General features: G+C 71.2%; 12 protein-coding genes. 9 read left to right on the forward strand and 3 right to left on the reverse strand.

Annotation, left to right across the window (positions count from 1 at the left end; all coding sequences use genetic code 11):
• From MU407_RS12415 to purM, 3 genes are all read left to right on the forward strand, one after another.
• On the forward strand, window positions 1-324 hold a 324-nt coding region (locus MU407_RS12415; RefSeq protein WP_246957934.1), incomplete at its 5' end, for a hypothetical protein.
• A 66-nt stretch (window positions 325-390) separates the two neighbouring features.
• Window positions 391-1,881, forward strand: a complete 1,491-nt coding sequence (gene purF / locus MU407_RS12420; protein ID WP_246957936.1) for an amidophosphoribosyltransferase — start codon at window positions 391-393, stop codon at window positions 1,879-1,881.
• Complete coding sequence (gene purM, locus MU407_RS12425) at window positions 1,878-3,020, forward strand: phosphoribosylformylglycinamidine cyclo-ligase (protein WP_246957938.1); 1,143 nt, start codon at window positions 1,878-1,880, stop codon at window positions 3,018-3,020. Before purF ends, purM begins: the two co-directional genes overlap by 4 nt.
• A gap of 116 nt (window positions 3,021-3,136) precedes the next feature.
• Here the strand turns inward: purM and MU407_RS12430 are convergent, their stop codons facing one another.
• On the reverse strand, window positions 3,137-3,337 hold the full coding sequence (locus MU407_RS12430) for a DUF3073 domain-containing protein (protein WP_102236063.1): 201 nt from the start codon (window positions 3,335-3,337) through the stop codon (window positions 3,137-3,139).
• Window positions 3,338-3,495: 158 nt separating this feature from the next.
• Here MU407_RS12430 and MU407_RS12435 point away from each other — a divergent pair, with 158 nt between their 5' ends.
• Together MU407_RS12435 and MU407_RS12440 are read left to right on the forward strand one after the other, a co-directional pair.
• Entirely contained in the window at window positions 3,496-4,518 is a 1,023-nt protein-coding gene (locus MU407_RS12435; RefSeq protein WP_246957940.1) for an alpha/beta hydrolase, read from the forward strand.
• On the forward strand, window positions 4,499-4,972 hold the full coding sequence (locus MU407_RS12440; protein WP_246957942.1) for a hypothetical protein: 474 nt from the start codon (window positions 4,499-4,501) through the stop codon (window positions 4,970-4,972). Before MU407_RS12435 ends, MU407_RS12440 begins: the two co-directional genes overlap by 20 nt.
• Here the strand turns inward: MU407_RS12440 and MU407_RS12445 are convergent.
• On the reverse strand, window positions 4,957-6,168 hold the full coding sequence (locus MU407_RS12445) for a lysylphosphatidylglycerol synthase transmembrane domain-containing protein (protein WP_246957944.1): 1,212 nt from the start codon (window positions 6,166-6,168) through the stop codon (window positions 4,957-4,959). The genes MU407_RS12440 and MU407_RS12445 overlap by 16 nt on opposite strands.
• A 72-nt stretch (window positions 6,169-6,240) precedes the next feature.
• On the opposite strand from MU407_RS12445, the gene MU407_RS12450 reads away from it, so the two are divergent.
• The 3 genes from MU407_RS12450 (at window position 6,241) to MU407_RS12460 (ending at window position 9,799) form a co-directional block, all read left to right on the forward strand.
• Entirely contained in the window at window positions 6,241-6,576 is a 336-nt protein-coding gene (locus MU407_RS12450; RefSeq protein ID WP_246957946.1) for a hypothetical protein, read from the forward strand.
• 80 nt (window positions 6,577-6,656) lie between these two features.
• On the forward strand, window positions 6,657-9,335 hold the full coding sequence (locus MU407_RS12455; RefSeq protein ID WP_246957948.1) for a UvrD-helicase domain-containing protein: 2,679 nt from the start codon (window positions 6,657-6,659) through the stop codon (window positions 9,333-9,335).
• 197 nt (window positions 9,336-9,532) lie between these two features.
• Complete coding sequence (locus MU407_RS12460; RefSeq protein WP_102236058.1) at window positions 9,533-9,799, forward strand: hypothetical protein; 267 nt, start codon at window positions 9,533-9,535, stop codon at window positions 9,797-9,799.
• A 171-nt stretch (window positions 9,800-9,970) separates the two neighbouring features.
• On the opposite strand, the gene MU407_RS12465 is transcribed toward MU407_RS12460, so the two are convergent.
• Window positions 9,971-12,841, reverse strand: a complete 2,871-nt coding sequence (locus tag MU407_RS12465) for a multicopper oxidase domain-containing protein (protein ID WP_246957950.1) — start codon at window positions 12,839-12,841, stop codon at window positions 9,971-9,973.
• 215 nt (window positions 12,842-13,056) lie between these two features.
• Between MU407_RS12465 and MU407_RS12470 the strand changes: the two genes are divergently transcribed.
• On the forward strand, window positions 13,057-14,223 hold a 1,167-nt coding region (locus MU407_RS12470), incomplete at its 3' end, for a Re/Si-specific NAD(P)(+) transhydrogenase subunit alpha (protein ID WP_246957952.1).

The raw sequence follows: 14,223 nt of genomic DNA on the forward strand, positions 1-14,223 counted from the left end.
CCCCCCGCGCCCGCCGCCCCCGCGCCCGCGCCGACGGATGCTGCGCCCGAGACCGCCCCGGAGGCTGACCGCCCGCTGCCGTCGAGCACGAGCGTGTACGTGCGGCGCGGCCGCACTCCCACCCTCGGCTTCTGGGTGGCGCTGTGCCTGGCCGTCCCTGCCCTGCTGGCCCTGTTCAGCGCCCCCTTCTTCGACTTCTCTGACCTCGGGCAGGTGCTGAATTTCATGCTCATGGCCGCGGTGTTCGTGGGCATGCCGCTCGCGGGCATCGCCGCCGCGATCGACGCCTGGAAGCATCGGCCCCCGAAAGACCGGGACCGCTGATCAGCGGCGATCTGTCCGCCCGGTAGCGAACCCGTCGGCCCCGTGGCGCTGTGGCATCATGGTCCGGTGGCACGCGGCGACGGACGACTCTCCCATGACCTGCTCCCCGGCGAGAAGGGCCCGCAGGACGCCTGCGGTGTCTTCGGCGTCTTCGCCCCCGGCGAGGACGTCGCGAAACTGACCTACTTCGGGCTGTACGCCCTGCAGCACCGCGGCCAGGAATCCGCGGGTATCGCCACCTCCGATGGCTCCCAGATCCTCGTCTACAAGGACATGGGTCTGGTCTCCCAGGTGTTCGACGAAGCCTCGCTCGGCACCCTGCAGGGCCATATCGCCATCGGCCATACCCGCTACTCCACCACCGGCGCCTCCGAATGGGCCAACGCCCAGCCCACCCTGGGGCCCCGCCCCGACGGCACCGTGGCCCTCGCCCACAATGGCAACCTCGTGAACACCGAGCAGCTGCTGGCCCTGCTCGATGAGCGCGGCGAACGCTCCCGCACCGGCGAGCTCGCGCGCGGCAATACCACCGACACCGCCCTGGTCACCTCGCTGCTGAACACCGAGGGACCGCTCGAAGATGCGCTGCGGGAGGTGATGCCGCGTCTGCGCGGCGCCTACTGCTTCACCCTCATGGACGAGACCACCCTGTACGCGGCCCGCGATCCGCAGGGCATCCGCCCGCTGGTGCTGGGCCGGCTCGAACGCGGCTGGGTGGTGGCCTCCGAGACCGCGGCCCTGGACATCTGCGGCGCGAGCTTCGTGCGCGAGGTCGCCCCCGGCGAGATGATCGTCATCGACGAGCGGGGGCTGCGCTGCGAGCAGGTGCTCGAACCGCGCCCGCGCGGCTGCGTGTTCGAGTACGTGTACCTCGCCCGCCCCGACACCCGCATCGCCGGGCGGAGCGTCCACGAATCCCGCACCGCCATGGGCCGCCAGCTGGCCCGCGAGCATCCCGTCGACGCGGATCTCGTGATCCCCACCCCGGACTCCGGCACCCCCGCCGCGATCGGCTACGCCCTCGAATCCGGCATCCCCTACGGCTCCGGAATGGTCAAGAACGCCTACGTGGGCCGCACTTTCATCCAGCCATCCCAGACCATCCGCCAGCTCGGCATCCGCCTCAAGCTCAACCCGCTGCGCGAAGTCATCGAGGGCAAGCGCCTGGTAGTCATCGACGACTCGATCGTGCGCGGCAACACCCAGCGTGCCGTGGTGCGGATGCTGCGCGAGGCCGGTGCCGCCGAGGTGCATGTGCGCATCTCCTCCCCGCCGGTGCGCTGGCCCTGCTTCTACGGCATCGACTTCGCCTCCCGCGCCGAGCTGATCGGCAACGGCCTGGGGATCGAGGAGATCGCCCGCTCGATCGGCGCGGACTCGCTCGGCTACATCTCCACCGCCGGCATGATCGCTGCGACCGAGCAGGACGAGAGCTCACTGTGCACCGCCTGCTTCACCGGCACCTACCCGGTAGCGCTGCCGGAGGACGTCGCCCGCGCCCAGGGCATCACCGACCAGGGCACGACCGCCCCGGCCGTCACCGAGGAGGACGCATGACCCGCCCCGACCCCGCCCCGCTGACCTACGCCGCCGCCGGGGTGGACACCGCCGCCGGCGACCGCGCCGTGGAGCTCATGAAGCAGGCGGTCGCCGCCACCCACGGCCCCGAGGTGATGGGCGGTATCGGCGCCTTCGCGGGGCTGATGGATATCAGCGCCATCAAGGACTACCGGCGGCCTCTGCTGGCTTCTTCGACCGACGGGGTGGGCACCAAGATCGCGATCGCCCGCGCGCTGGATGTCCACGACACCATCGGCCAAGACCTCGTGGCGATGGTGGTCGACGACATCGTCGTGGTCGGTGCGAAGCCGCTCGCGATGACGGACTACATCGCCTGCGGGAAGGTGGTGCCCGAGCGGATCGCCGACATCGTGCGCGGCATCGCCGAAGGCTGCCGCCTGGCCGGCTGCGCCCTGGTCGGCGGGGAGACCGCGGAGCATCCCGGGCTCATGGCCCCCGAGGACTACGACGTGGCCGGCGCCGCCGTGGGCGTCGTGGAGGCCGATGAGCTGCTGGGCCCCGAGCGGGTGCGCACCGGTGACGTCATCATCGGCATGGACGCCTCCGGCCTGCATTCCAACGGCTACTCCCTGGTGCGCGCCGTGATGGACGCTGCCGGGCTCGACCTCGAGCAGCACGTGCCGGAGCTGGGCCGCACCCTCGGCGAGGAGCTGCTCGAGCCCACCCGCATCTACACCGCCGACCTCCTCGCCGTCCTCGAGGACGAACGCACCCGCGGCGCGATCCACGCCCTCAGCCACGTCACCGGCGGGGGCCTGGCCGCAAACCTCGCCCGCGTGATGCCCCAGGAGTTGGCTGCCCGCGTGGATAGGGCGCGCTGGGAGCCCGCGCCCGTCTTCGCGCAGATCCAGCGCTGGGGCCAGGTGCCGCAGCGGGACCTCGAGGGCACACTGAACCTCGGCATCGGCATGATCGCCCTGGTGGGCGCCGAGCAGGCCGATGCGGTTCTGCAGATCCTCACCGAACGCGGCCTGGCCTCCCGCGTGCTCGGCGAGGTGCTGGCGCAGGAGCAGCTGCCCGAGGCTCACGGTCCGCTCGAGCATGTGGTCACCGGGGCGAAGGGCGTCGAGGGCGGAGCCGTCATGATGACCGGCCAGCATCCCGGCTGGGACTGAGACGTCACGTCGCGCTGGGCTGAGAACGTCGCGCCGGACCGAGAACAGCGGAAGGGCCGCCCCTCGGGGCGGCCCTTCCGCAGTGTCACGGTGATCCGGCGGCAGCCGGTCAGCCCTCAGCGCCGACGGAGCGACGGGGCGTCCTCATCAGCCCAGTCGTCGCTGTCCTCGTCCCAGCGGTGCTCGTCCGCGGAGTCGTCGGCGCCGCGCTTGCCCTGCAGTTCGCGCTGGAGCGCGGACAGGTCCGTCGGCGGGCTGTAGTACTTGAGGTCCCGTGCCACCTTGGTGTGCTTGGCTTTCTGTCGGCCGCGACCCATGGATCTGACCCCCTGTGCTTCGGGTGCCGGGTGGATGTGTCGACCCGGAAGATGGCAATCGTTTCGGTGGCCAAGCCTACATGGTCGCCTGCAGCGGCGGCCACCAGGCACGCGGGGAGGTGCGGCACACCGCAGGCGCGGGCACTAGGGTGGCCCTCGTGAGACCGGATCCCGTGCTCGGTGAAGGCTACAGCGCCCATCGGATCCGCCTGGGCGCCGATGACGAGGGTCCGCTCATCGCGACGCTGCTCCACCGCGACCTGCCGCCTGGCACCGCATACCGCGACCTGCCGGGCGTGCCCATACTCGTGCTGCACGGCTGGTCGGACTACGTCTTCGACCGTGAGCTGCTCGAGCACCTAGGACACGCCGGGCACGATGTGTGGGGCTTGGACCTGCGCAAGCACGGCCGCAGCCTGCTGCCCGGCCAGACCCCCACCGACGTGGATCACCTCTCCCGCTATGACGCGGAGCTCGATGCGGCACTGCGGATCATCGGCCGCGACCGCCCCCCGGTGATCCTCGCCCACTCCACCGGCGGGCTCACCGCCACCCTGTTCGCGCTGCGCCGCCCCGGCGCCGTGCGGGGCCTCGCCCTGAACTCCCCGTGGCTCGAGATGCACCTCGGGCCCGCGGCGCGCGCCCTCGTGGAGGCGCCCGTCCGTATCCTCGCGCGGCGTCTAGGGAGCCGCCCGGTGCTGCCCGTCGGCAGCCAGCACTATGCGCGCACCACCCACCGCGAGTACGGCGGCGCGTTCGAGTACGACCTCGAGCTCAAACCACCCGGCGGCCACCGGTTCCCCGCCGACACCCTGCGTGCGGTGATCGATGGGCAGCGCCGCCTGGAGGCCTCCGGTCCGCTCGCGATCCCCGTGCTCGTCATGCATTCGGACCGCAGCCGGATCGGTCCCGTCTTCCACGAGAGCATGCGCCGGGCGGACACGGTGCTGGATGTGCACTCCCTCGCGCGCGCCGCCCGCAAACTCGGTCCGCGCGTGCAGGTGGAGGCGATCCCGGGCGCCCGGCACGACGTGTTCCTCTCCGACGCCGATGCGCGCGCCCGGGCGCTCAGCATCCTGGACGCCTGGCTCGCAGAGCGAGCAGCGGATGCCCCTACGATGGACCCCACAGGTTCACCGCACCCGGGGGAGGAGGCCGACGATGAGCCCGCAGCCTGCTGACCTGCGTGCCCAAGCCGCAGCGTTCCGCCACGCCGCAGACCGGCTGACCCTGCTGCGGCTACGGATCGGCAACTCCATCACCGAGCTCTCGCAGTCCGAGGACGAGTGGACCCGAGATCTCGGCGAGCAGGTGCATGACCGCTGGACCCTCACCGAACATCCCGAGCTGGGGCGGCTCGCGAGCGGTCTGCGGGGTACCGCCAAGCGCCTCGAGCAGGCGGCGGTGCAGGCAGAGCGCACCACCGGGCGGCGCCTGGGCGGCTATGCCGGCGCCGGCTTCCTGGGCCGCGGCGCCGAAGCCCAGCACCACGTGCACGATGTCGCGAAGTTCGTCGGCACCCGGCACGGCGCCGAGATCGGCGGCTTCCCCCTGCTGCCCGATACCGCGGGGGCGATGCTCCCGCACCCCTCCCACACCCTGGGGATCGAGACCCCGGACTACGAGGAGGACTGAGCGGAGGACGAGGAGGACCGATCCTCCGGGTCCTTCCGCGCCGCCGGGGCGGCGACGCTGCCCGCAGCCCCCACCGCGCCGGCCAGCAGCGGCACGATCAGCATCGCCACCAGCAGCAGAATCATCGCCGCGCCCGCGGATGCCGCCGGCACCCCGAGCGCCACCAGAGCCATCGCCCCGACGGTCTCGGTGATCCCCGCCCCGCCCGGGGTGAGCGGAAGCAGGGCGAGCACTCGCCCGAGCGCGAAGATCGCGATGGTCAGCAGCAGCGGCACCTCTGCCCCCGCCGCTCGGATCGCGAGCACGAGCGCCGCCCACTGGGCAGCGCGGGCCAGCAGCGTCGGCACCACGAGCGGCACTGCGCGGGCGCGCAGCAGCGCGATGAGCGCATCGCGCTGGGTGAGGATCTCCCCTCGCACCGCCGCGGGAACCATGTCACCGGCGCTGTTCAGCAGCGCGGTCAGTACGCCGCGGCGCAGCAGCAGTGCGGTGAGGACCAGGGCGAGCAGCGCCCCGCCGATCGCGATCACCGCCGCCCACAGCCCGCCGGGCAGCTGCAGCTCCTGCGGTGCGAGAGCCCCGGAGAGGGCATAGGCCCCGAATCCCAGCAGCGGGATCACCACCGAGGTCAGGACCATGTCCACGAGTGAGGCGGCGATGATCCCCGTGGCGAGGGCCCCGAAGGTGAAGCCCGCGCGGGCGAGGAACCACCCCATGAGCCCCAGCCCGATGGCGGATCCGCCCGGGACCGCGAGCGAGACCGCGGAGGTGACGGCATGGGCGCGCAGGGCCGTGCTGTATCGGGCGCCGGGCAGGGCCGTGCGTACCGTAAGGGCTTCGAGGGCGAGGGCCAGCATCCCCAGCAGCAGCATCGCGGGCACCGCCCACAGCGGCAGCGCGGTCACCTCCGCCCAGATCTCCGTCAGCGTGGTGCCGGTGAGCTTCGGCAGCGCGTACCCCAGCAGCACGAGGACCACGACGAAACTGAGCACCGCGGCGAGTATCCGGCCCGCTCCGGGGCGCGGGCGCTCCTTGCCGATCGCCCCGGCGAGGACGGGGGCGGGCAGCAGGGAGAGCGCCTCGAACTCGGTGTGCTCCTCTGCGCTGGGCTCCGTGGTGTCTACCCTCTCGCGGTCGTGGCGCGCGCCGGGGGCGCCATCGGATCCGGGAGAGCGTGGGGGAGGGGCCGCTGACATGCGGTGATTCTCGCATGAGAGCCGTGATGCGGGGCACGGAGAGTTCAGGAGCTCCCCCGTACGCTGGATCCCATGAGCTTCCTGTTCTCCCTTCTCGTCGTCCTGCACCTGTTGAGCTGGGCCGTGGCGCTTGGCACCTGGGTGGGTGCCGCCCGCACTCGCACCCCCAGCCCCGGCATGGCGCACGGCCTCGCGGGCGCCTTCGTCATCGGCCTGATCCTCGCCGCGCTCGTCTCGATCACCGGCGACCCCAACCACATGAAGCTCGGCATCAAGGGCCTCGTCGGCCTGATCGCCGTGGTGCTCGGGTACATCGCGAACGCGAAGCAGGAGCGCACCTCGCCCGCCGTGTGGTTCTCGATCCCGCTGGTGATCGTCCTGAACGTCGTCATCGCGGTGTTCGTCTGAGCCCCGCGAGCCGATGAGCCCCGTGATCTGAGCGGGCCGTCGGCCGGTCCGCCCGTCCCCGGGCCTATCCTGGGATCCTCATGAGCTCACTGTTCGACGACCTCTCCCTGCCTGACGCCTTCCGCCGCCTGGAGGGCGTGCAGGTGGGCCCCGCGCACTCCGCCGCGGACGCCCCGCGCGAGGAGGATGCCCCGCCCACGGATGCCGACGTCCCGCCCGCGAATGAGGATGCCCCGCCGCCGGAGGAGGATCTGCCGCCGGAGGAGGACGGCTGGGTGCCGCCGCGCGAGCAGTTCTCCACCGCGCCGTCGGCCGCCGCCGGCCCAGAGCGTCTGGCCGCCCTCACCGCGGACCTCAACCCCGCCCAGCGCGAGGCCGTCGAGCATCGCGGCAGCCCGCTGCTGATCGTCGCGGGCGCCGGCTCCGGCAAGACCCGCGTGCTGACCCGCCGCATCGCGCACCTGCTGGCCTCCGGCGAAGCGATGCCCGGGGAGATCCTCGCGATCACCTTCACCAACAAGGCCGCTGCCGAGATGCGCGAGCGCGTGGGGGAGCTCGTCGGCCCAGCCGCACGCAACATGTGGGTCTCCACCTTCCACAGCGCGTGCGTGCGGATCCTGCGGCGGGACGCGCAGGCGGTGGGGCTGAAGAGCTCCTTCACCATCTACGACAGCGCCGATTCTCTGCGGCTGATCACCACGATCGCCAAGGACCTCGAGCTGGACACCAAGAAGCACGCCCCGCGGATGATCGCCTCGCGGATCTCCACGCTGAAGAACGACCTCGTGGACCCGATCGACTTCGCGGATCGCGCCGAGCTCAGCAAGGACGGCTTCGATCGCACCCTCGCGCGGATCTTCACGAACTACACCGAACGGCTGCGGCAGGCCAATGCGGTGGACTTCGATGACCTCATCGGGCTGACCGTCGAACTGCTGCGTGAGAACCCCGCGATCCGCGAGGGCTACCGCCGGCGCTTCCGCCACCTGCTGGTGGACGAATACCAGGACACCAACACCGCCCAGTACCAGCTGGTGCGCGAACTGGTGGGGGAGGACCCGCACGCGGACCTCACCGTGGTGGGTGACTCCGACCAGTCGATCTACGCCTTCCGCGGTGCGACCATCCGCAACATCATCGAGTTCGAGCAGGACTTCCCGTCTGCCCGCACCATCGTGCTGGAGCAGAACTACCGCTCCACCCAGAACATCCTCACCGCCGCCAACGCTGTCATCGAGGAGAACCAGGGCCGGCGCAAGAAGAACCTGTGGACCGACCAGGGCTCCGGCGAGAAGATCACCCTGTATGTGGCCGACGACGAGGTGGCCGAGGCACGGTACATCGGCCGACAGATCGACGCCCTCGTGGACGGCGGTCGCCGCGCCGCGGATATCGCGATCTTCTACCGCGCCAACGCCCAGTCCCGTGCGCTCGAGGATCAGCTGATCCGCGTGGGGCTGCCGTACCGCGTGGTGGGCGGCACTCGCTTCTACGAGCGCCGCGAGATCAAGGACGCGATCGCCTATCTGCAGGTCCTCGCCAATCCGGCCGATGAGATCAACCTGCGGCGCATCCTCAATGTGCCCAAGCGCGGCATCGGCGACCGGGCCGAGGCGGCGGTCGCCATGTTCGCCGAGCGTGAGCGGATCGGCTTCGCCGAGGCGCTCGAGCGCGCCGAAGAAGCGCCCGGGATCGCGACCCGTTCCCTGAACGCGGTGCGGGCCTTCGTCGCGATGCTCTCGGATCTGCGAGAGATGGCCGAGCGGGGGGATGGCCCGGCGGAGCTGCTCGAGGCGATCCTGCGGCGCAGCGGCTACTACGCGGAGCTGCAGGGCAGCGATGACCCGCAGGATGAGTCCCGCCTGGAGAACCTCGCCGAGCTCGTGGCAGTCGCCGCCGAGTTCGAGGCGCAGCGCGAGGAGATCGCCGCCGCCGCCAGCGAGGCGGAGGAGGGTGTGGAGTCCAGCTCCGGCGCCGACTCCGGCACCGCACCGGATGCGGAGCTCACCGCCCCCGACGACCCGGAGGCCTCACTCCTGGACGGCTTCCTGGAGAAGGTCTCGCTCGTGGCCGACGCCGACCAGCTGCCCGGGGCGGAGGACCAGTTCGTCACCCTCATGACGCTGCACACCGCGAAGGGTCTCGAGTTCCCGGTCGTGTTCCTCACCGGCATGGAGGACGGCACCTTCCCGCACCACCGCACCATGAGCAGCCCCGAGGACCTCGAGGAGGAGCGGCGCCTGGCCTATGTGGGCATCACGCGGGCGCGCGAGAAGCTCTACCTCACGCGCGCGCAGATGCGCGCCACCTGGGGGCAGAGCCAGTTCATGCCCGCCAGCCGGTTCCTCGACGAAGTCCCCGAGCAGGTGCTGGACGTGGCGCGCGCCGGGTCGAGCTTCGCCGGCGGCGGGTACAGCGGCGGGGGGTTTGGCGCTGGTGGCTACGGTGGCGGCGGGTACAGCTCGGGCGGTTACAGCGGTCGAATCGGCTCCTCGCGCGGTCCGTCGTTCTCCGGCGGCATCGGCGGGGGACGCTCCGATGTGAAGCGACCCTCGATGGCTTCCGGCCGGAAGCCCCTGGCGGCGGACAAGCTCCCGCAGCTTGCTCCCGGAGACCGCGTGACGCATGACTCCTTCGGCATGGGGACTGTGCTCGAGGTGGCGGGGCAGGGAGAGAAGACCCAGGTCGAGGTGCAGTTCAAGGCGCCGCACGGCGTGAAGCGGCTGCTGCTTCGGTACGCCCCGGTCACGAAGCTGTAGGTAGCGGAGCCGTGAAAGACACTCAATCCTGAAGAGCCGGATGAGAACGACGGGGTTGCGAAATGGAAAGTAAGAGTTCAGCTTCTGGTGCTGTGTGGAAAGTTGGGTCTATTGGCACCCTGTTGCTTTCTGCGGCGATCTTAATTTTCCTTGGGTGGCGCTATCTTTCTGGCCCGGAAATCACGGTCGAGGATCTGGTGGCGAACAATCCCGGCTTCGGGGCGGCCGATGAGGTCACGGCTGAGTACTGCACTGCCGAGATCGAGTGCGTCGAAGCCTGGGAGACGCCGTACGGCGTGTACATGCGGTTCGACTCCACCGCGGAGGCGACGCACTGGGCCACGATCATTGGCGGCGACGGCGCTCAGTGGAAGACCTTCGTGCTCGATGCCCGCGGCCAGGACCTCACGGACGAGGAGCGTGTCACTGCGGTGCAGGTCCTCCTTGCCTACGACGGAGTCTGAGCTCCGGAGTGAAAGCCTGGAGGGAGGCATCGCAAAGCGCCGCGTCCCCACCACAACGTTCTCGGGCGCTGCGGGCCGACATTGGTAAGCGGCGCCCGAGAACGCGTCAGGGCCGGCAATCCGCAGCTCGAGGTCTGATACAGCCGGGGTGCGCCAGCGCACGCCCTCAGCTCATGCGCTCACCTCGATGAGTGCCCGTGCCCCGCGCTCCATGTCGGCGAAGGCGTGGTTCACCGCCGTGTAGGTGCCGGGCTCGGTGAACACGAGCTCCACGAAACCGCCCTGAGCGGGCGCGAGATCCAGGGCCTGCGAGCCGCCGGCGTTCTCGTTGTCCGGGCGCAGCGTGTACTCGCCCTCCTTGAACACGGTGTCGAACACGCCTCCCACCACATGGAAGGAGATGCCGCGGGACGGCCCGGCGGCGAGCACCCACAGCCGCACCCGCTCGCCGACTGTCGCCTGCAGCGGCGCGTGGACGTACTGGTTCGCATGCCCGTTGAACACGGTCGCATCGGGTCGCTCGGCCGCGATCTTCTCCGGGCTCACGGCGTGCGCGGACCCATCGGCCTCCGGCACCAGGTAGTGATCCGACTGCACCAGCACATACTCGCGATCCGCCGCCGCGAGCCCCGTGGGCGGGACGATGAGCGCCCCGAGCATCCCGGCGGCCAGGTGCACGGTCATCGGCATCGTCGAGCAGTGGTACAGCCAGATCCCTGCATGGTCGGTGGTGATCGGGTACTCGAGGGACTCACCCGGCGGGATCGTGCGCATCACCTCGTCGGGGGAGACGGTCCCGGCGTGCATATCCAGGGAATGGCCCATTGAGCCGTTGTTCACGAGCTCCACGTTGAAGCGCGCCCCCACCTCGCTGCGGAGGATCGGCCCCACCACGGTGCCGCCGAACGTCATGGCCTGCATGCTCACGCCCGGGGCGATCTCGAGGTCTGCCTCGGTGATCTCGAGGCGCACCCGCTGCTCCATCCCCACGGCCTCCGGCAGGCGCGCATCGCGCACCGTGTGGTCCGCACCGGGCTCAGCCTGCAGATCCAGCGGCACCCGGGCCAGCGGGTTCCCGCTGGTCATATCGCCACCATGACCATGGGCCGACGCCTCGCCGCCCTGCGTACCCGCTGAGCCGGCCGCTCCGAGCGCCGTCACCTGCAGCGTCATGCCCATCGCGCGGTGCCCCACGATCGAGCACCAGCCCTCCACATCGTGGCTGATCACGCCCGCCTCGATGGTGGCCTCCTGCCCGGGATCCAGCCGGCCCGAGGTCGCACCGGTGGCGAGCACGAGGTCATGCACATCCACCGGGTCGTCATTGCGCAGCTGGATCACGAGCTCATCCCCGGCCGGGACCTCGAGCACATCCGGGGTAAAGCGCATGTTCGCCATGGACACCGCGAGCGTGGTCGTGTTCCCCGTCGGGGTCACGCCCACCGCCGGGGCTGTGCCGGTGGCCGGCGCGCCGCCCGTCGGCCGATCCAAGGTGGCGCCCAGCGCCGTGACGCCCAGCACCGAGCCGAGACCCAGCAGGGTGCCGGTGAGCGCCCGACGATCCACGGCCGACGGGGTCTCCTCCGCCGCGGGGCTCTGGGGCCGGGACGTCGGGGCGGGCAGCGGCTCCGCTGTGCCGCTGCCCTCGTCCGATGCCTTCCGCGCCTGCGCCGCCGCGCGACGCTCGCGAATGTTCGCCCGCACCGCCCGGCCCATGAGCACGGGGAAGCACAGCAGCACCACGAAGGCCAGCAGCGTCACCGCCACGCGGGTGATCGAGCCGATCGCGGCCGGCTCCACGGTGCCCAGCAGCAGCGTCGCCAGCAGTGCGTCGGCCCCGGTGCCGCCGAGGGTCGTCAGCACGAACACGGCGAGCGCCAGGTTGTACGTCACCACCCGCCAGATCGCGCCGCGGGAGAGCTCCGTGAGGCCTGCCCCGGTGGCGCGCGGCCCCCCGCCCATCGTCACCGGCAGCAGGTGGCTCATCGCCCCCAGCAGCACCTGCAGCACAAAGCCCGCCACGAACGGCGCGGTCAGGCGCTGCACGTCCACGGCCAGCAGCGAGGCGCCCAGCTGGGCGTCGGCCGACCCCCACCACATCACCACCAGCCCCACCTGGGACACCGCCGCCCACAGCAGCCCCGCCCCGATGGACAGCACCGGGAACAGCGCGAGCGGCACCCGGCGCTCCTGCCGCGCGGACTGCACGGCGAGCCGCACCAGCACCACGACCACCCAGGTGAAGGACAGCAGGTACCCGAGCATCGCCGCGCCGCCCAGCAGCGCGGATCCGGCCAGCGCCGCCACGAGCCCGACGAGCACCGCAATGCCCATCCCCAGCAGGCCGCGCGAGGCGCGAGCGGCCTGGGTGGGAACCAGCCGGGTGCGCAACACGGTGGGCCACAGCGTTAGCAGGGTCCCCGTGATCGTGAGACCCACGAAACCGAGCACGTTGACGATCTGATGGGCCAGGAGCAGGCGGCCCTGCCACGGCTCGCCGGGGCTGAAGGCCATCACCGCCCCGAGCACGGCGCCCACGGGCAGCAGCAGCGCCGCTCCCTGATAGGTCTTCACCGTGAACGCGAACCGAGGCGCGAGCGATGCCCGCAGCTGGGAACCGAGGGACATTGCGTACCAGACCAGCGCGACGGAGATCGTGAGAGCGCCGACCACGACCAGCCATGGCCAGCCCGGCAGCATCCCCGCGATCGTGACCACGAACCCCGCGGTGAGCACGCGGATGCGCAGCACCTGCTGAGGACGGGACTCGGGGCCCAGGCGCGTCTTGAGCAGCGCCTCGGTGAAGTGCTGACCCCACACCAGGATCGAGGTGGTCACCAGGCCCAGGGTGACCATATGGACGATGAGCCAGCGCGACTGCGGCAGCCAGGGATGGATCAGCACCACCAGCACCAGCAGGACCATCCAGACCGACACCGGACGGGAGGCGCGACGGTGCCAAGAGCGCCGACCCGTCCGCTCCGGCGGGGCCGGTGCGGCGGGGCGGGGAGAGGACCGGTCGAGGGAAGCGGAGTCGGGCATGACCTTCTCAGACGATGACCGCGGCGGCGAGGGGGAGACCGTGCGGAGGGCGGGCGGGGATCCCACTGTATGGTCCGCGTCGGCCGAACCGCACGATGCGCCGGGCCGTTCTGCGGCCCTCGACACCTTCCCCGGCCCTAGGCTTGTCGCTGGAGCCCGCGCCACCACGCGGTCGCGGCCGCCCGCCCCCGTTCATTCCCCAGGAGCAATACCTCATGCTGATCGGCATCCCGCGCGAGGCAGATCCCTCGCAGGCCGTCGTCTCCGCGACCCCCGACACCGTCGCGAAGCTCATCGCCCTCGGCTATGACGTGGCCGTCCAGGCCGGCGCCGGGGAGCGCGCCGCCTTCCCCGATGAGCAGTACGCGGCCGCCGGCGCGCAGATCGTGGGGGAGGAGGTGTGGGACGCGGACATCCTCACCGCGCTTGACGCCCCGCCGCCCGAGCTGCGCGCCCGCATCCGCCCCGGTCGGCATCTCATCGCGCGCCTGGCCCCCGGGCGCAGCCCCGAGCTGATCGAGGAGTTCGAGCGCTCGGCCATCACGGCGCTCGCGATGGATGCGGTGCCGCGGATCTCCCGTGCCCAGTCCATGGACGTGCTGTCCTCGCTCGCGAACATCGCCGGGTACCGCGCCGTGGTCGAGGCCGCCTCCCACTTCGGTCGCCTGTTCACCGGGCAGGTCACCGCCGCCGGGAAGATCCCGCCCGCCACCGTGTACGTGATCGGCGCGGGCGTGGCGGGACTGGCCGCCATCGGCACCGCGAACTCCATGGGCGCCGTGGTGCGCGCCACCGACCTGCGGCCCGAGGTGGCCGAGCAGGTCGAATCCATGGGCGCTGAGTTCGTGCCGATCCCCGCCGCGGCGGAACGCTCCGCGGACGGCTACGCCAAGGAGATGACCGCCGAGCAGGCCGAGGCCGCCGCGCGGCTCTACACCGAGCAGTCGGCAAGCGCGGACATCGTCATCACCACCGCCTCGATCCCCGGTCGCGCCGCCCCGCGCCTGCTCACCGCGCAGGATGTGGCCGGAATGCGGCCCGGCAGCGTCATCGTGGACATGGCCGCCGCGGGCGGCGGCAACTGCGAGCTGACCGTCCCCGGTGAGGTCATCACCACCGACAACGGCGTGATCATCGTCGGGCACACCGACCTCGCCGGGCGTCTGCCTGCCCAGGCCTCCCAGCTGTACGGGCAGAACCTCGTGAACCTCCTGGCCCTCATGACCCCCGCGAAGGACGGGATGCTGCAGATCGACCTCGAGGACGAGATCGTCCGCGGCATCACCCTCACCCGCGCCCGGATCTGTCCCTTATACACACCTGACGCTGCCGGCGATACGCCTTGTGCAGATCTCGGCGGTAGCCGTCCCGTTAGACAGAGA

It is taken from the genome of Brachybacterium sp. Marseille-Q7125 (assembly GCF_023062615.1).
In the GTDB taxonomy this organism is placed as follows: Bacteria; Actinomycetota; Actinomycetes; order Actinomycetales; family Dermabacteraceae; genus Brachybacterium.